The sequence below is a fragment of the Dactylosporangium darangshiense genome (assembly GCF_039537565.1).
GTDB classification, from domain to species: Bacteria; Actinomycetota; Actinomycetes; order Mycobacteriales; family Micromonosporaceae; genus Dactylosporangium; species Dactylosporangium darangshiense.
This window is the reverse complement of the sequence record NZ_BAABAT010000021.1, coordinates 76,668-96,356: the sequence shown is the minus strand read 5'-3', so window position 1 is coordinate 96,356 and position 19,689 is coordinate 76,668. Positions and strand designations below refer to the sequence as shown.

15 protein-coding genes are annotated in these 19,689 nt (G+C 69.9%); 12 read left to right on the top strand and 3 right to left on the bottom strand.

Going from position 1 to position 19,689, the window contains the following annotated elements:
• Positions 1 to 168: 168 nt before the first annotated feature.
• Together ABD901_RS32410 and ABD901_RS32405 are read left to right on the top strand one after the other, a co-directional pair.
• On the top strand, positions 169 to 1,275 hold the full coding sequence (locus tag ABD901_RS32410) for a hypothetical protein (RefSeq protein WP_345132544.1): 1,107 nt from the start codon (positions 169 to 171) through the stop codon (positions 1,273 to 1,275).
• 354 nt (positions 1,276 to 1,629) lie between these two features.
• Complete coding sequence (locus ABD901_RS32405) at positions 1,630 to 3,309, top strand: hypothetical protein (protein ID WP_345132542.1); 1,680 nt, start codon at positions 1,630 to 1,632, stop codon at positions 3,307 to 3,309.
• Positions 3,310 to 3,511: 202 nt separating this feature from the next.
• Here the strand turns inward: ABD901_RS32405 and ABD901_RS32400 are convergent, their stop codons facing one another.
• Positions 3,512 to 4,393: a LysR family transcriptional regulator gene (locus tag ABD901_RS32400; protein ID WP_345132540.1), complete on the bottom strand. Its 882-nt coding sequence runs from the start codon at positions 4,391 to 4,393 to the stop codon at positions 3,512 to 3,514.
• A 203-nt stretch (positions 4,394 to 4,596) separates the two neighbouring features.
• Here ABD901_RS32400 and ABD901_RS32395 point away from each other — a divergent pair, with 203 nt between their 5' ends.
• The 7 genes from ABD901_RS32395 (at position 4,597) to ABD901_RS32365 (ending at position 14,955) form a co-directional block, all read left to right on the top strand.
• Positions 4,597 to 5,931, top strand: coding sequence for an MFS transporter (locus ABD901_RS32395; protein WP_345132538.1), 1,335 nt, complete (start codon positions 4,597 to 4,599; stop codon positions 5,929 to 5,931).
• 250 nt (positions 5,932 to 6,181) lie between these two features.
• Positions 6,182 to 6,991, top strand: coding sequence for a slipin family protein (locus ABD901_RS32390; RefSeq protein WP_345132536.1), 810 nt, complete (start codon positions 6,182 to 6,184; stop codon positions 6,989 to 6,991).
• Between the two features lie 720 nt (positions 6,992 to 7,711).
• The gene (locus ABD901_RS32385; protein WP_345132534.1) at positions 7,712 to 11,086 is read left to right on the top strand and encodes a ThuA domain-containing protein; all 3,375 of its coding nucleotides are present in this window, start codon (positions 7,712 to 7,714) and stop codon (positions 11,084 to 11,086) included.
• Between the two features lie 89 nt (positions 11,087 to 11,175).
• Complete coding sequence (locus ABD901_RS32380) at positions 11,176 to 12,480, top strand: hypothetical protein (RefSeq protein WP_345132532.1); 1,305 nt, start codon at positions 11,176 to 11,178, stop codon at positions 12,478 to 12,480.
• A gap of 424 nt (positions 12,481 to 12,904) precedes the next feature.
• Positions 12,905 to 13,390, top strand: coding sequence for a DUF1062 domain-containing protein (locus tag ABD901_RS32375; RefSeq protein ID WP_345132530.1), 486 nt, complete (start codon positions 12,905 to 12,907; stop codon positions 13,388 to 13,390).
• A 177-nt stretch (positions 13,391 to 13,567) separates the two neighbouring features.
• Positions 13,568 to 14,026, top strand: a complete 459-nt coding sequence (locus ABD901_RS32370; protein WP_345132528.1) for a GNAT family N-acetyltransferase — start codon at positions 13,568 to 13,570, stop codon at positions 14,024 to 14,026.
• A 191-nt stretch (positions 14,027 to 14,217) separates the two neighbouring features.
• A complete protein-coding gene (locus ABD901_RS32365; RefSeq protein WP_345132526.1) occupies positions 14,218 to 14,955 on the top strand; it encodes a VOC family protein in 738 nt (245 codons plus the stop codon).
• 255 nt (positions 14,956 to 15,210) lie between these two features.
• Here ABD901_RS32365 and ABD901_RS32360 read toward each other — a convergent pair whose 3' ends face one another.
• Positions 15,211 to 15,660 (bottom strand): endonuclease VII domain-containing protein, encoded by a 450-nt coding sequence (locus ABD901_RS32360; RefSeq protein WP_345132523.1) that lies wholly within the window; start codon positions 15,658 to 15,660, stop codon positions 15,211 to 15,213.
• Between the two features lie 192 nt (positions 15,661 to 15,852).
• Here ABD901_RS32360 and ABD901_RS32355 point away from each other — a divergent pair, with 192 nt between their 5' ends.
• The 3 genes from ABD901_RS32355 (at position 15,853) to ABD901_RS32345 (ending at position 18,936) form a co-directional block, all read left to right on the top strand.
• On the top strand, positions 15,853 to 17,301 hold the full coding sequence (locus tag ABD901_RS32355; protein ID WP_345132521.1) for a coiled-coil domain-containing protein: 1,449 nt from the start codon (positions 15,853 to 15,855) through the stop codon (positions 17,299 to 17,301).
• Positions 17,302 to 17,537: 236 nt separating this feature from the next.
• A complete protein-coding gene (locus ABD901_RS32350; protein ID WP_223092257.1) occupies positions 17,538 to 17,882 on the top strand; it encodes an RNA polymerase-binding protein RbpA in 345 nt (114 codons plus the stop codon).
• Positions 17,883 to 18,138: 256 nt separating this feature from the next.
• Positions 18,139 to 18,936, top strand: coding sequence for a pentapeptide repeat-containing protein (locus ABD901_RS32345; protein WP_345132518.1), 798 nt, complete (start codon positions 18,139 to 18,141; stop codon positions 18,934 to 18,936).
• Between the two features lie 388 nt (positions 18,937 to 19,324).
• Here ABD901_RS32345 and ABD901_RS32340 read toward each other — a convergent pair whose 3' ends face one another.
• Positions 19,325 to 19,657 carry an STAS domain-containing protein gene (locus tag ABD901_RS32340; RefSeq protein ID WP_345132516.1) on the bottom strand — a complete coding sequence of 111 codons (333 nt, stop codon included), beginning with the start codon at positions 19,655 to 19,657 and terminating at the stop codon, positions 19,325 to 19,327.
• Positions 19,658 to 19,689 lie beyond the last annotated feature (32 nt).

The following is a 19,689-nucleotide window of genomic DNA, read 5'->3' as shown; positions in this document are numbered from 1 at the left end:
CGGCCGCCACGTCCTCGAGGTGGCGGCCGGCACCGGCTACTGGACCGTGGCGATCGCCGAGGCCGCCGCAACCGTTCACGCGACGGACGCGAACCCCGGCGAAAATGACCTGACGTGACCGCGCGGCAGGGCAGCGGCAGCGCCCGGCCGCCGCATACGTTCGGTGCCATGCAGAGACTGTCGGCAATCACCTACCGGCTGCCGTACTCACCGGCCTCGACCGACTTCCTCGCCCACCTGCGGGCACTGCTCACCCGCGTCCCGTACGCCGGAACCGCACCCGGCCGGTTGCAGCTCACCCCGCCGTGGCCGGCCGGCGCACTCCCGGTAACCGCTTTCGAGGTCGCGAACGTCCCGTCCGCGGAGATCCGGTTCGGTGACGCCTGGTCGCTCGGCACCGACGCAGGGTCCTGGTCGCCGACGCAGACGGCCGCCGCCCTCGGTTGGAGCACAGTCGGCACCTCTGCGCCGGATGCCACCTCCAGCCGTGCAGCGCCGGCGGCCGCGCCCGGCCATGAAACCCCGGCTGCTGCGATTGAGGATCTTGCGAACGCGCACGTGGGGTTGTCCGGCTCGGGCAACGATGCGTCCACTCAGGCGGTACCGGATGCTGGCATCGGCATGGCCGAGTTCGCGCAGCGCCTTGCCGGCCACGTCGTGGCGGTCGACCACACCGGCATGAACCTTCCGGCGGCGGCCGTGCCACCCGAGCGTTGGCAGGCGATCGTGCATGCCGTCGCCGGGGTCTCGACCTTCTATCGGTACCCGACGGGTGAACCCTGGCTGTTCGTGCTCCCGTCGAACGAGGCCGAGTACGCGACCGACATCGACGCCTTCGCCGACGGCCGCGAGCCTCGCTTCGAGCTGGTCCGCGACGAGTGGCTGGACGGCCCGCTGTGGCAGTTCGCGCTGCGCACCGACCTGTCCCGGCCCGACCTGGAGGCGATGTTCCCCGACCCGGTCGGCGCCGCGTTCCCCGGCCTCGGCGAGGTGTTCCGCGCCGTCACTGTCCGCAGCCCATGGCCCGGCCTGCAGATCCGATTCGACCTGTACTACAGCCGCATCGATGCCGTCACCGACCGCGCCGGCGCCCTCACCGATTGGGAGACCGGCGAGTGGCTCGTGACGGCGGGCGGCCGGATCAAGCGCGACGACGGGTCCGAGCCGAACGCCATTGAGACTGAGCGCGTTCGCGAGGACCGGCGCACAGCCGTGGCCGGCAACGACCTCACCCAGGGCGTCGCCGCGGACGTACGAAAGAATGGCGCCTCATGAGCGACCACAACGCTTCGATGCCCTCGGCTCACCTGGCGTGGCGGTCGTAACAGTATGTCGAACCGCCGCCGAGCGTCGCTCATTGTGGCTGCCTGCCTGCTGGCCGCTGTCGGCCTGTTCCTGGCGTACCTGCGCATGGCCCGCGCCGTCACCGTCAACAGCGACGGCGCGAGCAACGCGCTGCAGGCCTGGGACCTGTTCCACGGCAACCCGCTGCTGCGCGGGTGGACGTTGTCGGACGTGTCGTTCTACCCGACGGAGCTGATCCAGTACGGCCTGATACAGCTCGTCACCGGCGTCACCACGGACCAGATCCACGTCGCCGCTGCAGTCACCTGGCTACTGGTCGTCGTGATGGCGGTCTGGCTCGCCTGCTCGATCACGCGAAACCGCACGACCACCCTTGCGGATCGGCCGAAACCGGGCACCGGCGACCGGCCGGCCACCGACGGCGACGACGCCTCCACCACCGGAGATCGCACAGACGTCGCCAGTGACCTCACGGCCAGCGCTGCAGACGGCACGGCCACCACCGCAACTGCAGACGGCACGGCTGCCACTGCAACTGCAGACGGCACGGCTGCCACTGCAGAGGTCACCGCCACCGGCCGCACTGCCGCCACCGGGCAGTCTCGAACGGTCCCCGTCGGATTCTCGAGCAGCGCGGGTCTCCGCGTCGGCGCGGGCGAGCAGCGCGGAGCCGCCGGCGGCTGGCTTGCGGCCGCGATCACGCTGGCGATCCTGGCCGTGCCGGCGCCGGGCCTGGGCTACCAGACGCTGCTGTCCTCGCCGAATCACACCGGATCGGCGGTACCGCTCCTGCTGGCCTGGCTGCTCGTGGAGCTGGTCCGCGACCGTGCGTGGCTGCCGTACGTAGTCGCCACGGTGCTCGCGTGGGGTGCGCTCGGTGACCCGCTGATCACGTTCGTGGGCGCGGCGCCGCTCGTGATCGTCACGGCCCTGCGAGCGCTGCGGCGGCGCGACTTCCGGGGGCTCGATGCGCGGCTCGCAATCGCGGGCCTGGCCTCGGTGGCGATGTCACACGCCGGCATTTGGCTGATCGAACGCGTGGGCGGATTGCATGCGCCACGTCCGCCGATTCAGCTGTCGCCGGTGTCGGAGTGGCCCGATCGCGCCGCGACGGTGGGACGGATGGCCGCAATCCTGTTCGGTACGACCCGGCCGGCCGTTCACGCACGCTGGGTGGAGGGCGTGCTACAGGCGGTACACCTGCCGGGTCTTGTTCTGGCCATCGTCGCGCTGTCGCTCACCGTGATCGCCGTGCTACGCGGCACCGCGGACCGCGTCGACGCCGTGCTGGCGGTCGCGATCGTTTGCGATATCGGCGCCGAGATCGTTTCGACGCTGCCGATCGACCTGCTCGCAACCCGCGAAATCGCCCCAGCGCTGCCGATGTCCGCCGTCCTGGCCGGCCGGCTGATCGTCCGCTGGCTGCGGTCGCCCGCGTCCGGCGCGTTGCCGCCTGTGCCCGGCGCGATCCCACGCACGTCGATCGCCGCCTCCGTCTCCATACCGGCGGCCAACTCCGTCCGCAACGGCGTGCACGGCGTCGTTGCCGGTCAACGACTGGCGCGGGCCGGCCGTGGCCTGCTCGCAGTAGTTCTGGCAGCACAGCTGGTGACTCTCGTGGCGTACGCCCCGCCGCGCGCCGAGCCGATTGAGGGCCAGGAGGCCGCGAACTGGCTGCTGCAGCAGGGCCTGCGGTATGGGCTGGGTTCCTACTGGGTCTCGAACAACATCACCGTCGGCACATCACGCAAGGTCACCGTGGTGCCGACGCTCAGTGGGCCCGGCAAACTGGTCGGGATGTGCTGGCAGACGCACGACGACATGTACGACGCCGCTAAGCACGACGCCAGGTTCGTGCTGTTGGAGAAGCAGCGCCCGATGTACGGCACGCCCGCCGACGTGCTGCAGCAGTACGGCCAGCCGATAACGCGGCGTGATTTCCCGGCATACGTGATCTTCGTGTACGACCGCAACCTGCTGGACGGCTTCACCACAACCTGCTGACGCGAACCGCCCGCTCAACGCCGACGCCGTCTCATCGCGACCCACCGGCGACAGCGACAGCGACCCGCGCAACGCCGTCGCCGCCTCGCCAAACCGGCCGGGGGGAGCGAGGACCCCCCTGCACCGCGACCCCAGCGATACGGGCCTCATCCGAGGGCGGCGCCGGTCGCTCAACGCTGGCGCGGCCTCGACCCGCGGGCGGTCACGGGCGGGCGGCGGCGTAGAGGATCTCGCGCATCCCGGGGAGCTGCTCGTGGTCCTCGCGCCACAGCAGGCGCAGGCTCAGATCGGGCATCGGCAGGCCGAGGCGGACGAGCGTGCCCGCTCGCACACTGTCGGTGACGGCGAACTCTGGCAGGAGCGAGACGCCGAGGCCGTGCTCCGCCCAGGCGCGCATGACGGATACGCCGCCGGCCCGCACGCGCTTGGGGCCGGCCCCGAACAACCGTTCGCCGGCCAGCCAGAACGAGCATTCGGGCCGGTTGACGAGCAGCGACTCACCCTCGAGATCCGCGGCGACGAGGCTGTGACGCTCCGCGAGCGGGTGCGTGGGTGCGGCGATGAGCGCGAGCGGGACCGGCTCCAGGTCGAGGTACGTAAGCGGGCCGGCCGGCGGCGCGAACCCCAGCCCGCCGATGTCGTTTCCGAAGTCGAGCAGTAACGCCGCGTCAAGTTGGCCGTCGAGGACGCCGCTGAGCAGGCCGTCGCGGGCCCGATCGACGTGGACCTCGACGTCGATGTCGGGCCGTCGCTGCGCGAAGCGGGCCAGGACGGCCGGAACGTAGACCTCGGCGATGGTCTCGAGCGCGCCGAGGCGCAGCGGGCGCCGCTCGTCGCGTACGTCGCGGATGGCCGCGTCGGCCTGTGCGAGCAATGTCCTCGCCCAACCCTGCAGGCGTTTGCCGGCCGTGGTGAGCTCCATGCCCCGCGGGCCGCGAACGAACAGCCGGACACCGAGCGTGGTCTCCAGCGTCCGGATCTGCTGGGAGACCGATGACGGCGCGAGGTCGAGCGCAATTGCGGCGTCGGTCACCGTCCGGTACCGGATGACTGCTTCGAACGTCCGCAGTTGGCGCAACTCCATGTCGTGACCAAGCCCGTGGAGCGTTCGGAAATTCCGAATGCTGCATGCGGCCCAGCCGGTGGAGCAGTAATCGCGGTCTGACGCATCGTCATCGTCGTCACGCCACTCCTCCGTTCCCTGGGGTTGCCCGAATCATGAGCGTTCAGCATTCAGTCGAACACAGCACGTCGCAGGCGGCGCCTGGCGGTCGAGGGCGCCGGCGGGTGCTCGCCGGCATTTCGCTCGGGTACTTCATGGTCCTGCTCGACATGACGGTGCTGTCCGTCGCCGAGCCGGACCTCGCGGCGTCGCTGCACACGTCGGTTGCCGGCCTGCAGTGGGCGACCAGCGGGTACACGGTGACGTTCGCCGCACTGCTGCTGTCCGCGGGCGCCGTCTCCGACCACTACGGCGACTCCCGGCTGTTCCGGGCCGGTATCGCCGTATTCGCGGCCGCGTCACTGCTGAGCGCGCTCGCGCCCACACTGTGGGTGCTCGTGCTGCTGCGGGCCGTCATGGGCGTCGCGGCGGCGGCCTGCGTGCCCGCTTCGATGTCGTTGATCGCCCGCCTGTACCCGGAGCCGGCCGCCCGGGCCCGAGCGATCGCGACCTGGGCCGCGACGAGCGGCGCGGCGGTCGCCGCGGGCCCGATCGCCGGCGGCGCCCTGGTCAATGCGGCCGGCTGGCGCGCGGTGTTCCTGGTCAACGTGCCGATCGGCCTGCTGGTGCTCGCCCTGGTCGTGAACCGGTCCGGGAAGCATCGATCGACGGTAATCATCCCGGGTACCAGCGGTGACGGGCCGGTGCGACGGATCGACTGGCCGGCCCAGCTACTCGCCGCAGTCGTGCTGGCTCTGGCCACGGACACCCTGATCGCCGCCGGCGCGCGCCACTGGTTGCACACTGGGGTCGCCGCCGCTGCCACAGCGGTGGCACTCGCAGCATTTCTCTGGCTCGAGCGGCGCAGCACGGCGCCGGTGCTGAACCGGCAGCTGCTGCGTGTCGGACGGGTGCGCGCCGCCCTGCTCGTCGGCGCCGCGGTGAACTTCGCGCTGTCGGGAGCCCTGTTCGTCCTGCCCCTGCTCCTGCAGCGGCATCTGGATCCGTTCCGTACCGGGCTCGCGTTCCTGCCGCTCACGGTGCCGTTCGTCGCGAACCCGCCGGTGACGGGCCGGATCGTCGCTCGCGTCGGCCCGTACGGGCCGATCGTCGCCGGCCTGGCCCTGATGACCGGCGGTGGTGCCGTGCTCGCGACCGCGTTGTTCGCCCGCGCGCCCTATCCGTGGCTGGCGCTGGGCCTGCTGATGACCGGTTTCGGTGTGTCGTTCGCGCTGCCGGCCCTGACGAGCGCGATCGTCACCGCGGCACCGCAAGGGACGACAGGGGCGGCCGCGGGTGTGCTCAACGCCGTACGGCAGAGCGGCGCCATCGTCGGCGTCGCCGTGATGGGTGCCGCGGTGGCGTCGGGTGCGGGTTGGTCTCTGGTCATCGCGGCGGCGGTGTGCGCGCTGGCACTGGCCGTCTTCGCCCTCGCCGGCCGCGTACGTCGCGCAGCGTAGCCGACACGGGCCCAAACGTGCGCGAGCGGATGCCGGCCGGGCACGGCGCCGATGACCGTGGGTCGAGCGGCGTAGCGGATACGGACCGCGACGTGCCCGATCGGATGCCGACCGGCACAGTGCCAGTGACCGGAGTGTGATGTGGCCGCACACAGAGTGACCCACGCCGAGCTGAGACGGTCGAATCCCGCATCCCGGTTTCACCGCACCGGAGATAGGCTGAATTGAGCTTAAAAATGGCGTGGTTGTCATGTTCTTGTTTGTTTTCTTGTTGATTGTGGCGATCGTCGGGTTCGCGGGCAGCATCCGCATCGTCCGGCAGTACGAGCGTGGTCTGATCTTCCGGCTGGGCCGGTTGCGACAGGCCACCCGAGGGCCGGGACTGGCGATGATCGTGCCTGTGATCGACCGGATGCAGAGAGTGAGCCTGCAGATCGTCACGTTGCCGGTACCGGCGCAGGACGGGATCACGCGGGACAACGTCACGGTCAAGGTGGACGCGGTGGTGTACTTCCGCGTCGTCGACCCGGTCCGGGCCGTCGTCGAGGTGCAGGACTACATGTTCGCCGTCCTCCAGGTGGCGCAGACGTCGCTGCGGTCGATCATCGGCAAGAGCGACCTCGACGAGCTGCTGACCAACCGAGAGCGGCTCAACCAGGGCCTGGAAGTCATGATCGACAACCCGGCGATCGAGTGGGGCGTGCACATCGACCGAGTGGAGATCAAGGACGTGTCGCTGCCGGAGTCGATGAAGCGGTCGATGTCCCGGCAGGCGGAGGCCGAGCGCGAGCGGCGCGCGCGGATCATCACGGCCGACGGCGAACTGCAGGCGTCGCGCAAGCTGGCCGACGCCGCCACCGCGATGGCGGGGACGCCGACGGCGCTGCAACTGCGCCTGCTGGAGACGGTTGTCGAGGTGGCCGCCGAGAAGAACTCCACGCTGGTACTGCCGTTCCCGGTCGAGCTGCTGCGCTTCCTGGAGCAGCGGGCGCAGGAGCCCGCCACCGGGCCGTCAGACGCGGAGCTTCCCGCCGACCAGGCGTACGTCCGTGCGGCCTGATGATCGGATCTTTTGCTGCTTCAGATAAAAGTTAAGCCACTGTCATGCAGAAGCCCTGGACAGCGCGTCCGGAGGCGCTCTACCGTGTGCGGCACAACACGGCGCGTTGCGTTCGTGTAGGAGCCGTGTCGTGCAGACAGCGCCACGACACCACGGAGCTCTCCGGGGTGGGGTGCAGAGGGTCCGGCCGGGGGAGCCCCCGGCCGGAGCACCACAGGCCGGGGCGGTTGACCGGTGCGGTCCGGGATCGGGATTCCCGGCCGCACCGGAGACCGAAGACACGACACTCAGACAGGGCCGCCGGCGAGTAACGCCGGCGGCCCTCTCTGCGCTTCTTAGTTGGTGCGGGCCAGCCGCCCGCTCTTTCGTCGCCGCTCGGGCAACTTTCTACGTTCCTAACAGAAGTTTGTTCGATGAGAACTCAACTTTTGTCGGCGGCACTCTTTCTTTCGAAAGAATCGACGTATACGGTGACGGCTATGCGTTGATCGAGCCAGTCGCTCGCCCCGCTACGCGGGATCCCGGCGAGCACTGAGGCGCCACTCGGTACAACGTCGCCGCACTGCCACACCCCGCGATCGACTCTCTCGGCATGCCTTCCCTCCGGGCGCGCCGTGCCCGCACCCAACCCCCGTCCCCGGCCGGATGTGCTCGCCAACGGCTGCCGCCTCGCGTCTTCGGCGGCCCGCGCATCCGGCACCGCCCCACGGAGGAGGTTTTATGTCCAGCCCTCCGGGCCGTCGCCGTACCGCGGTCGCCGGCCTGCTCGCCCTCATTGCGTCACCGCTGGTCGCAACGAGCTCGACGTCCACGCCCGCGCTCGCCGCGCCGGCTCCCTCGAGCAACGGCATGCAGTACAAGGTGCTGGTCTTCACCAAGGCCGCCGGCACCGCGAACCCTTCGACCGCGGCCGGCGTCAACGCGATCAAACAGCTGGGCAACCAGCTGCGGTTCACCGTCGTGGACACCAACGACGCCGGCAAGTTCGACAAGGCCCACCTCGACCAGTACCGCGTCGTCGTCTTCCTCAACACGTACGGCGATGTGCTCGACGCGTCGCAGCAGGCGGCGTTCGAGCAGTACTACCGCGACGGCGGCGGATTCGTCGGCGTCCACTCGGCGATCGAGACCGAGACCGACTGGTCGTTCCTTACCGACATCCTCGGTACCAGAGCGTCCGGCTCGTCCAACGTCACGCAGGCCAGGATCAAGGTGGCCGACCGTGTCCACCCGGCTTCGAAGAGTCTGCCGGAGTCGTGGAACCGCACCGACCAGTGGTACAACTTCACCTCCAACGTGCGCGGCTTCTCGCACGTGCTCGCGACCGTCGACGAGACCACCTACGCCGGCGGCACGATGGGGTCCGACCACCCGATCACCTGGTGCAAGGACTACCAGGGCGGCCGGTCCTTCTACACCGGGCTGGGCGACACCGCGGCGAGCTTCGGCACGCAGGACCTGCGCGCGCACCTGGGCGGAGCCATCCAGTGGGCCGCCGGTGTGACCGACGGCGACTGCGGCGCCACCGTGCTGGCCAACTACCAGATGGAAACCATCGCGGCCCCGCCGAACATCGGCGAGCCGATCGGCTTCGACGTCATGCCCGACGGCCGCGTCCTGCAGACCGACCGCCGCGGCATCCTGCGGCTGCACGACCCGGCGGCGAACACCAGCCACGTGCTGGCCCAGATCCCGGTCTACACGGCGAGTGAGGACGGCCTGTACGGCCCGGCGATCGACAACGACTTCGCCACCAACCACTGGGTGTACCTGTACTACTCGCCACAGACCCAGGACGCGCCGTATCCGCAGACAACGCCGACCGCGAACTCCCCGACCACCGGCGCCGACCCGAGCGTCTGGGACCCGTGGAAGGGCTACTTCCAGCTGTCGCGGTTCAAGTTCGTCGACGGGCCCAGCCCGACCATCGACCTGTCGACCGAGCAGAAGATTCTCAAGGTGCCGGTCGACCGGGGCGCCTGCTGCCATGTCGCGGGCGACATCACCTTCGACAAGGACAACAACCTGTGGATGGTGACCGGCGATGACACGCCGGCCGGCGGCGGCAACTCCGGCGGCTTCGCACCGTTCAACGACATGATGACCACGACCGGGCAGTACAACGCCCCTTACGTCGACGCCCGGCGCTCGGCGCAGAACACCAACGACCTGCGCGGCAAGGTCCTGCGCATCAAAGTGCAGGGCGACGGCTCGTACACCATCCCGGCGGGCAACCTGTTCACCGGTAACGAGGAGGGCGGCGGGAAGACCCGGCCCGAGATCTACGCCATGGGCTTCCGCAACCCGTTCCGGATCACGGTGGACAGCGACGGCGTCGCGTACGTGACCGACTACTCACCCGACTCCTCGACGCCACAGGTGTACCGGGGGCCGGCGGGCACCGGCCGGATGGAGATCGTGCGGCGCCCGTCCAACTACGGCTGGCCGCTGTGCTACTCCCCTGACCTGCCGTACTACCGGTGGAACTTCAACACCTCGACGCCGCTGGACAACCCGCCGCAGGCGTTCGAGTGCAACAACCCGGACCACGGCCCCGCCAACACATCGCGGTGGAACACCGGCCTGACGTACGGGCCGCCGGTCGCGCAGCCGGACATGTGGTACTCCTTCCAGGACAACAACGCGGCCAACCCGCTCGGCACGCCCTGCGCGGCGTACTACATGCAGAGCCCGGCCGGGAAGTGCCCGCAACTGTTCCCCGAGCTCGGCACCGGCGGCGTCGGCCCGCACGGCGCGGCCAAGTACGAGTTCGACGCGAACAACCCCAACCCGACGAAGTTCCCGGCGTACTACGACGGATCCATCTTCTTCGGCGAGTTCACCCGCGACTACCTGCGGGAGATCCGCCTGGACTCGTCCGGTCACGTCTTCAAGATCAACGATCTGCTCAGCTGCGGCCAGGGTCCCGTGACAGCGGCCCGACCGTTCCTGTGCGACAACCCCATGGACATGAAGTGGGGCAAGGACGGCAACTTCTATCTGCTGACGTACGGTGACGGCTTCTTCACAGCCAACCCGGACGCCCTCATGGTGAAGTTCAGCTACGTCAAGGGCACCCGGGCACCGATCGCGAAGCTCTCCGCCACCCCGACGGACGGCGTCGCACCGCTGACGGTCGCGTTCTCCAGCGACGGCTCGAACGACCCGGACCCGGCCGACTCCATCAAGTTCGCCTGGGACTTCGACGGCAACGGCACGACCGACTCGGCCGACCCGAACCCGACCTTCAACTACACCACCAATGGCGTATACACGGCGCGCCTGACCGTGACCGACTCCAGCGGCAAAACGGCATCGGCCAACACGACCATCACCGTCGGCAACACCTCACCGACGGTGAAGGTCAACGTACCGATCGAGGGCGGCATGTTCGCCTTCGGCGACACGATCCCGTTCAACGTGACGGTCACCGACCCGCAGGACGGTCAGATCGACTGCTCCCGAGTACAGGTGACGTTCGTGCTCGGCCACGACAGCCACGGCCACGCCGAGTCCACGGCGACCGGCTGCTCCGGGACGCTGCCCACCTTCGCCGAGGACGTCTCGCACGGCGGCAACGTGTTCGGCGTGATCAGCGCGTCGTACACGGACCTCGGCGGCCCTGGTGGCGTCCCGGCGCTGACCTCGGTCTCGCAGACGACCATCCGGCAGAAGAAGCAGGAGGTCGAGTTCGCCGTCGACCAGTCCGGCACCAACACCGCGGCGACCGCGGACACCGGTGGCGGGCTGCAACGCGGCAGTCTCGGCAGCGGTGACTGGATCGCGCTCAACGGCACGATCAACCTGCAGAACATCAATTCGGTGACGTTCCGTACGTCAGGTGGCAGCGGCGCGGCCGGTACCGGCTCGGTCGAGGTCCACCTGGACGCCGTGGACGGTCCGACCCTGACGACGGTCACGATCGCGGCCACGGCGAACGCGACCACGTATCAGAGCCAGACCTTCCCGATCACCGACCCCGGCGGCGCGCACCGGATCTACCTGGTGTTCCGACCCGTCGCGGGCGGGCCGACGAACAACTTCTTCAACCTCAACTGGGTGGAGTTCGGCGGCCAGGGCGTGAGCGCGCCCTAGCACCACCACCCGGGGCGGGGTGCGTCACCCCGCATCACGCCGCACCCCGCCCCGGTCTGAACCACACGCACATCAGCAGAGGAGCATCAGTGTCCAAGAACATCAGCCGTCGCCGGTTCATCGCCGGCGCGGGTCTCACGGCGGCCGCCGCGTTCACCCCGCTCGGCCCGGCCTCCGTCTTCGCCCCCACGGCGGCGAGCGCCGCCAACGGCCGGCTCATCCCCGACGGCAAGCTCGGCACCATCGCATACAGCCAGCGTGACGTGCCGACCCGGCTCGGCATCGCCGCGAGCGCCGCGCTCGGCGTGGCCCCGACGATGGGGTACCTGGGCGGCCCCAACTTCCCGCACGACCCGACCGACCTCGGGCCGCTCGTGCCGCTGCCCGGCGGCTGGCTGGAGCTGTTCGAGTTCCTGGCCAAGGCCGGCTTCAAGCAGATCGAGTTCGCCGGCTACGGCCAGAACGCCAACAACCCCGGCGGCGCCGCGCCCAACCCGGCGCCGGGCGGGACGACCACCGCGGCGTCGCGCGCGGCGTACCTCGCCTACGCCCGGACCCTGCGCGGGTACCTCGACAGCTTCGGGCTGGAGGCGATCGGCAACCACGGGTTCGTCCCGAACACGTGGAACGGCCCGGGCAGCGCCGGCGGCGCGATGACCACCGAGGACTACAACCGGCTGCAGACCGAGCTCGAGTTCGCCTCGATCCTCGGCACGCCGTTCATGGGCACGGGCAACGACCCCACGAGCGCGAACAACCGCAACATCGAGCCGTGGACGGTCGCGGGCGAGAAGTGGAGCGCGCTGAACGAGATCAGCGTGCAGCAGTGGGACATTCACATGTACACCCACAACCACTCGCCGGCGTACAACTTCCTGCAGGACGGTCCGCTGGTCACCGTGACCCAGGACCGGATCACCGGCGCGCCGATCGCCCCGACCCAGGTCCGCGGCGAGTCCGGCAAGCGGCTCATGCAGCACTACCTCGACATCACCGACCCCAGCCTCGTCGTCATCGAGATGGACGTGTACTGGGCCCACGTGGCGCAGCACCAGCACCGCTGGCGCTACGACTGGAACGGCAACCGCGTCGAGGACATCTTCGACCCGATGGCCCAGGTCGCGAAGCAGACCCAGCGGTACGCGCTGTTCCACGCCAAGGACGGCGACGCGACTACGCAGGCCGACGGCGTCGGCGACGGCTACACGATGATTCCGTTCGGTGACGCCCGCAGCGACATCGACTACAAGAAGTTCTACCGGGGCATCGGTGCCAAGGGCTACCACAACTCGAACTACGAGCAGGACAACGCCCCCGGCGGTAACGCGGACCCCGGGCAGTCGCTACGTTTCTCCAAGATCAGCGCCGCCGGCATGGCCGGTCTGCGAGGCTGACAGTTTCACCAACGGTGGCCGCGCCCCGGGTACGCCGGGGGGCGGCCACCGCCGCATTGCCTTTGTCGCCGCCGGGTCCCGGAAGCACTGCCGAAGCTTTCGGTCGGAAAAACCCATTGAGCATTCCTTCCGCGTTGCCGTAGGTTGCCTGCGGCCCGTCGCCGTGAGGACAGAGGACACATCCGCGTGACCCCGCCTGCTCTTTAGACCTGACACGTCTTGCGCTCACCTGTAGCCGACGCTCCCGTCGGTTCTGCCGGGCTGCCCTCGCGCGCCCGGTCATACAGCGTTCGAGGCCGCGCGTAATCGGCCTCGTGTCGGGTCTACAGAGATCAGGTCTCGAGAGATCATGTCTTCACAACCTCATACCGTGCTGCCCTGGGTCGTTCGTCGGACCAAGCTGCCTCTGCTGTCGTTGCGGTGCATGGACTGCCGGTCGGAGTCGGCCACCACCGGCGAGGGCAGGTTCCGCGTCAACGCCAACGGCAAGCTGCTGGACGTGTGGCTGCTGGTCCGCTGCATATCCTGCAATCGGACGAGCAAGCTCACCGTGCACGAGCGAATGCCGGTCAGCTTCTTCGATCCGGACGAGCTCCACCGGTACCACATCAACGATCCGGAAATGGTGGCGTCCAGGTTGTTGGATCCGTTGCTCGCCCGGCGCAACCGCTTCGTCCTGGACTGGACGGGGGCCTGGCGGCTGCACACCCCGTCGGCATGCCTCGACGAGGCGTGGCCGGTCCAGGTCGAGGTCGTCTTCGAGGATCCGGTACCGGTGCGCCCGGAACGGCTCATCGCGCACGCGCTCGGCTTCAGCAGGCCCGAGGTACTGCGCCGGATCAAGTGCGACATTTCGCTGCGCCGTCCGACGATCGCCGGATTCACCTTTACCGTGACGGCCGGGGATTAGCGGCAATGCCCGATTAGTTGAGGCTTCGGGCTTGGTGTCAGCCGTGTCTTGAGACGCGGGTGGCGAGGCTCCGGGTATCAAGGTTTGTTACTCCAAGCTTGAACCGGGAGCCTCGCCGTTGCCCGAATCTGCGTCTCGACAGGCCCGAACAGGTGCTGACCGTTAGAGTCGTGAACCATGGGCGTTGACGTCGAGCTCGTGCAGGACGCGACGGACGAGGTGCTGAAGGCGTTCGGCCGGCTGCTGCCGCAGCTGTCACGATCCGCCGAACCGCTCGACGCCGAGGCGTTGCGGACCTTGGTCGCCTGGCCGGGCAACCGGCTGCTCGTCGCTCGCGTCGACGGCGAGATCGTCGGCGCGTTGACGTTGGTGATGTTCCCGATTCCGACCGGCTGGCGCGCCTGGATCGAGGACGTCGTCGTGGACGAGTCGGCACGGGGCCAGGGCGTCGGCGCGGCGTTGACCCGGGAGGCAGTCGCGGTGGCGCAGGCGGCCGGAGCCCGCACCGTCGACTTGACATCCCGGCCGTCGCGCGAGGCGGCGAACCGGCTGTACGAGCGGCTGGGTTTCGAGCTGCGGGACTCGAAGGTGCACCGGCTTTCGGCCATCGCTGGCGGCCGCGAATCAGCGAAGTAGTGATTTCCGCTGCTGGAGGCGGCCGCCCGCAGCAAGATCACGCCCAGTAGTTGGACATGGTCCCGGGTCGCCGGATCGCTGGCGACCAACCAGGTCCGCGCCTACGACCTGCCGCGTATGTTCTGCCGCAACGGCAACCCGGCCCCGATCGGGCAGGCGTTCGCCGAGTACGGCCGCATAGGGTAGGCGGCGTGGCGCTGCGACTTGTTCAGGCGAATTTCAAGGCTCGGGATGACGCGGCGCTCGGCCGGTTCTGGGCGGAGGCGCTCGGCTGGGTTTCCCACTCGAGTCCCGGTGCGACCAGCGTTGTACCCGTGGGCTTCGTCTGGACGGACCCCGACGCCCCTGTCTGCGTCGATGTCATCGCCGTCCCGGACCCCGAAACGGTGAAGTACCGCGCACACATCGAACTCGCCACCACCTCGGCAGCCCATCAGGCGGAGTTGGTCGCGCGCCTGAAGGAGCTCGGCGCGACGCCCGCCGATGTGGGCCAGGGCGACGTCCCGTGGACGGTGCTGGCCGACTCGGAGGGCAACGTGTTCTGTGTGCTGGAGCCTCGTGAGATGTACCGGGACACCGGGCCGATCGCCGCGGTAGTGGTCGACTGCGCGGACCCGCGGGCCATGGCCCGGTTCTGGGGCGAGGCGATGGACTGGACGCTGCACGAGGTGACCGACGATCGTGCGCTGCTGCGCTCGGCCAAGGATGTCGGGCCGTATCTGGAGTTCCTCCGCACGCCCCATCTGCACGACCTGTCGCACCGCGTCCATCTCGACGTGGTGCCGTATCGCGGTGACGGTCAAGCAGCCGAGGTGGCCCGGCTGCAGACCCTCGGCGCGACGCCCGCCGACGTCGGCCAGGGCAACTTCCCATGGGTCGTCCTCGCCGACCCTGAGGGCAACGAGTTCTGCGTCCTCGCTCCGGCCTGACGCGGAGCATCCCCCGTCTACGCGCCGGCCGGCGGCAAGCCGCTCGATTTCCAGAGGCCGAGAGCGTGTCGATGACGTGCGGGACAACGTCGGCTGCCGTCTCCTGCTTCTGCCGGTGGGTCCGTCCGTCAGGGCCGGAGTCGAGATCGACATCCACCAGCTCCGCCACGCCCACGCTATCGACCTCATCAACGCGCGCGTCTCCGTCGACGTCGACGGCGTGCCGGCTCTCGGCCGACCGCTGACAGTCGCGAATCAGTGCTGGACGGGCCCGTCCGGCGCGTGATGCCGCAGGTACGCGACGGCGGCCTCAAGGAGCGCCGGCTCCTGTTCGAGGGCCCCGACGAGCAGGTTGCACCGCTGGCACAGCAGCCCTCGCACCCTGCCGGTCTGCTGGTCGTGGTCGACGGCGAGCCGCCGCGCCCGCCCCTTGTACGTCACCGCCTCGGCCTCGCGGCAGATGGCGCACACGCCGGCCTGTGCGGCGAGTTTGGCGGCGTAGTCCTCGGGCCGTAGCCCGTACGCAGTGCGCAGGACCTGTCGGTGAGCCTCGATGCCGCCCGTGGCTGCGTACCGGGTTCTCCGCGCGCTGTTGGTGCAGGTCTTGCAGTCGGCCCGGTATCCGCCGGCGCGAACGGTTGCCGGGTTCCGGTAGAAGTCGCTGACCGGCTTTGTCTCGCCACAGGTGCGGCACTGCTTCGTCACCGATCGACCGTACTACACCACACTGCCAGTCTCACGTCGCGCATAACCGTCATTATGGTGTATGCCGTCGCGCGGCGTTCGAGAGCTTCCGCAGCGCCGTGGCGGGCAATTATCGAATTACTGGTAATAGCAATTCAATAATTCGGCGCGCCGTGGCGACCGGCGACCTCGCGGTCCCCTACGCTGTGCCCCGTGACTGAGTCTCGTATCGACGTGCGGCTCGACGCCAATGGATCACCGGCCGGCGAGTGGGTCGTCGAGGAGCACGGCGGCGACGACCGGCCGTGCGGGTACTGCGGACGCCCCGTCCCGCAGCGCAACGCCGCCGGGCGGCCGTTCCGGTACTGCCGCGACAACGAGGGCGAATGCCAGCGCAACGCCCGCAACGCGCGGATGCGGCAGCGCACGTCGCCAGGGCTGCCCGGCCAGGTCGCCCGCGCGTTCGAGATCGCCGAACGGCTCGACCAGGCGCTGACCGACCTCGTCGAGGCGCTGCACGCCGAGGTGTCCACCACCGGCATCGAGCGGCGCGTCGCCGAGGCACGCGCCGAGGCCGCCGCCGGGCTCGTCACCGCGCACGCCGAACGCGACGACGCCCGCGAGGAGTCCCGCCGGGCCCGGGCGGAACTGCACGAGGCGCGGGCCGAAGCGGTACGCCTGCGTGCCGAGGCCGACGAGTCACACGCGACGGCGATGCAGGCCCGCGGTGACCTGCTGCAGGCGGAGGCGGACCTGCAGGCGGCCCGCGACGACACCGAGCACGTGCGGGGCGAGAGCATCGCCCGGCTCACCGAGGCGCAGCAGCGGGTGGATGCCGCGGAGGAGCGGTCCCGGCGTACCGCAGCGGAAGCCGAACAGCAAAGCCGGCGCGTCGCCGCGGAGGCCGAGGAGCGGGTCCGCGCCGCCGAGGAGCGCGCCGAACGGCGGGTCGCCGAGGCGAAGGCGGCCGCCGCCGCGACGGTCGCCGAAGCCCGCGCACAGGCGGATCAGACGATTGCCGCGGCACGCAAACAGGCAGAGCAGGCGGTCGCCGAGGCAAAGGCCGACGCCGCGGCCACCGTCGCCGAGGCGCGCACGTCGATGGAACGCGCCGTCGCCGACGCCCGCACGGCCGCCGACCGGGCGATCGCCGAGGCACGTGCGGACGGTGACCGCAAGCTCACACAGGCGCAGGCCGCGGCCGACGAGTCGATCGCCGCGACACGGGCGACGGCGGAGCAGGCCATCGCGCAGTTCCGGGAGTCGATCGACAGCACGTCCGCGGAACGTGACGCGGCCCGCCGGGAGGCGGCCACGGAGTCGGCACTTCGCGCCGAGGCGTACCGCGAACGCGACGCCGCCCGCGACCTCGCCGGCAGCGCGCTACGCGAGCGTGACGTCGCACACACGGCGATCGAACGGGCGCTGCGCGAAGGCGCCGAGACCGAGAGCCGGCTGCAGCGCCGCCTCGACGCCGAAGGCGCACGCGCCGCGGCGGCCGAAGCGGGCCTGATCTCGGCACGTGAGGAGCTGGTACGGCTGCGCGCCGAAGCGGACCGGGCCCGCGACTGGGCCGACGATCTCCGCGATCAAGTGACGCAACTCACGTCGGCACTCACCCGGCTGACCACCCAGGAACCGGGGTCCCGCCCCGGAGGGTGATCAGCGTCAACCTGTAGGGTGACCTGCCGAAACTACGATGGGTGAGGCGCGCCACGAAACGACCGAACTGGTCGATCATTGAAACCCAACGTAAAATCAGGGTACCGACCCGGCGACTAACCTACCGCTGTCCCGGGTAGGTCGTGTAATCTGCCCGCCCGCGGTGGGAATCGTCAGACCACGTGGCGTCGTTGGTTACAGCGAAGCGCAACACGATTCGAAGGGGAAGACCGACCATGGGCGAGCGCATGCTGCGCGGCAGCCGTCTCGGAGCCGTCAGCTACGAGTCCGACCGCAACACCGAGCTGGCTCCGCGTCAGACCCGAGAATACCTGTGCGCGAAGGGGCACCAGTTCGAGGTTCCGTTCGCTGTCGACGCCGAGGTCCCGATGACCTGGGAGTGCAAGTTCGACGGCAGCGTGGCGCGGCTGGTCGACGGCAGCGAGCCCGAGCAGAAGAAGGCGAAGCCGCCGCGCACGCACTGGGACATGCTCCTCGAGCGGCGCACGATCGCCGAGCTCGAGGACATCCTCAACGAGCGCCTCGAAGAGGTTCGTCTGCGCCGCGGTCGCTCCGCCTGACAGCACGGACATCGTCGAAAGCCCCGGCCCCTCGCCGGGGCTTTCGACGTCCAGTAAAGCGACCGCGCACCTGCATTTCGGCACGGCGACCTGCCCGGACTTCACCCGGCGGCCCACGCGCCGGCGTGGCCGAGCACCAACCGAACGGCAGTCCTGTCACCCGGCCGCCGTGCCGCCGCATGCTCGGGCCCACGCACGGCGATAGGGTGCGCACGCAGCGCCGGTGGCGCCTAGGCCGGACTGATTGGAGCGCAGCATGGACCCAGAGCTACGCGCCGACTGCTCACGGTGTTTCGGGTTGTGCTGCGTGGCGCCGGCGTTCGCCCGTTCGTCCGACTTCGCGATCGACAAGCCGGCCGGGCACGCCTGCCCGAACCTGGGCGAGTCGTTCCGCTGCGGCATCCACACCCAGCTGCGCCAGCGCGGCTTCGCCGGCTGCACCGTCTACGACTGCTTCGGCGCCGGCCAGCACGTCGCCCAGGTCATCTACGAAGGCCGCGACTGGCGTCGCGATCCGGCGTCCGCGCCGCGGATGTTCGACGTCTTCGCCGCGGTCCGCGTTTTGCACGAATTGATGTGGTACCTCACCGAAGCCCGCGAACTCCCCCAGTCCACGCCGTTCCATGAGGCCCTGGACGACGCTCTGTCGGCAACCCGCGCACTGCGTGACGCCGCCGGCGACCTCACGCCCCAGGACGCGGAACGTCACCGGGAGCGCATCGCCCCACTACTGCGCGAAGTCAGTACGGCGGTCCGTATCACCCGCGCAAAATCACCCGGCAAGCACCTCATCGGCGCCAAGCTCCGCCGCGCCGATCTCCGCGGCGCCGACCTGCGCGGCGCGCTGCTCGTCGGCGCGGACCTGCGCGCGGCGGACCTGCGCGGCGCGGACGTCATCGGCGCCGACCTGCGGGGCGCGAACCTGGCCGGCGCCGATCTCAGCACGACGCTGTTCCTGATCCAGTCCCAGCTCGACGCCGCCGGCGGCGACGCGTCGACGAAGCTGCCGCCCCGGCTCAGCCGCCCGGGCCACTGGCGCCAGCAGCCTCGATGACCGCCCGCAGACCCCGCGTCCCCCGCGCCGGCGCCACACGCTCACAGCCGGGGGTTGCTGGGCAGCCTGAACGAAGCTTGGAGCCGCGCGAAGCCTCAAGCCGGGGCACCGGCTCGCGCGGCGCCCACGGCGGAGCCTGGGCGCCACGCGGAGCCTGGGCGCCACGCGGAGCCTGGGCGCCACGCCGGGCCTCAGGCCCGGACGTCGGCTTGCACGGCGCCCTCAGCGAAGCCCGAGCGCCACGCGGGGCCTCAAGCCGGGGCACCGGCTCGCACGGCGCCCTCAACGAGGCCTGGGCGCCGCGCGGAGCTTCAGGCCCGGACGTCGGCTTGCGCGGCGCCCTCACGCCGCTGGACAGCCGAGCGAAGCCCGGGTGTCATGTCGGGCCTCAGGCCGGGGCGCCGGCCCGCAGGGCGTCCTCGATCGTGTCGTGGACCGGGATCGGGCCGGTGAGTCCGACGACGCGCAGCAGGTTGGCCAAGGGCGGCGGCGGGGCTGCGAGGCGGAGGAAGCCGCCGGAGGCGACGCAGTGATTGTGGCCGTACGCGAAGGTGCCGAGGCCGATCGAGTCACAGGAGTCGACGTCGGCGAGGTCGACGACGATCCGGGCCTGGCCGGTGTCGAAGAGCGCGTGCATCGCCTCGCGGAGTTGTGGCGCGGTGGACAGGTCGATGGGGCCGTGCACCGACACGAGGGCGACGCCGTCCTCACGGTTCGTCACTGCAACATGCATAGTCAGATCCTGCATGTGAT

Coding starts and splice junctions, on each gene's coding strand:
- ABD901_RS32350 (WP_223092257.1), top strand. CDS start 17,538: ATGGGCGAGCGCATGCTGCGCGGCAGCCGTCTCGGAGCCGTCAGCTAC.
- ABD901_RS32385 (WP_345132534.1), top strand. CDS start 7,712: ATGTCCAGCCCTCCGGGCCGTCGCCGTACCGCGGTCGCCGGCCTGCTC.
- ABD901_RS32390 (WP_345132536.1), top strand. CDS start 6,182: ATGTTCTTGTTTGTTTTCTTGTTGATTGTGGCGATCGTCGGGTTCGCG.
- ABD901_RS32400 (WP_345132540.1), bottom strand. CDS start 4,393: ATGGAGTTGCGCCAACTGCGGACGTTCGAAGCAGTCATCCGGTACCGG.
- ABD901_RS32345 (WP_345132518.1), top strand. CDS start 18,139: ATGGACCCAGAGCTACGCGCCGACTGCTCACGGTGTTTCGGGTTGTGC.
- ABD901_RS32370 (WP_345132528.1), top strand. CDS start 13,568: ATGGGCGTTGACGTCGAGCTCGTGCAGGACGCGACGGACGAGGTGCTG.
- ABD901_RS32405 (WP_345132542.1), top strand. CDS start 1,630: ATGGCGGTCTGGCTCGCCTGCTCGATCACGCGAAACCGCACGACCACC.
- ABD901_RS32375 (WP_345132530.1), top strand. CDS start 12,905: ATGGACTGCCGGTCGGAGTCGGCCACCACCGGCGAGGGCAGGTTCCGC.
- ABD901_RS32410 (WP_345132544.1), top strand. CDS start 169: ATGCAGAGACTGTCGGCAATCACCTACCGGCTGCCGTACTCACCGGCC.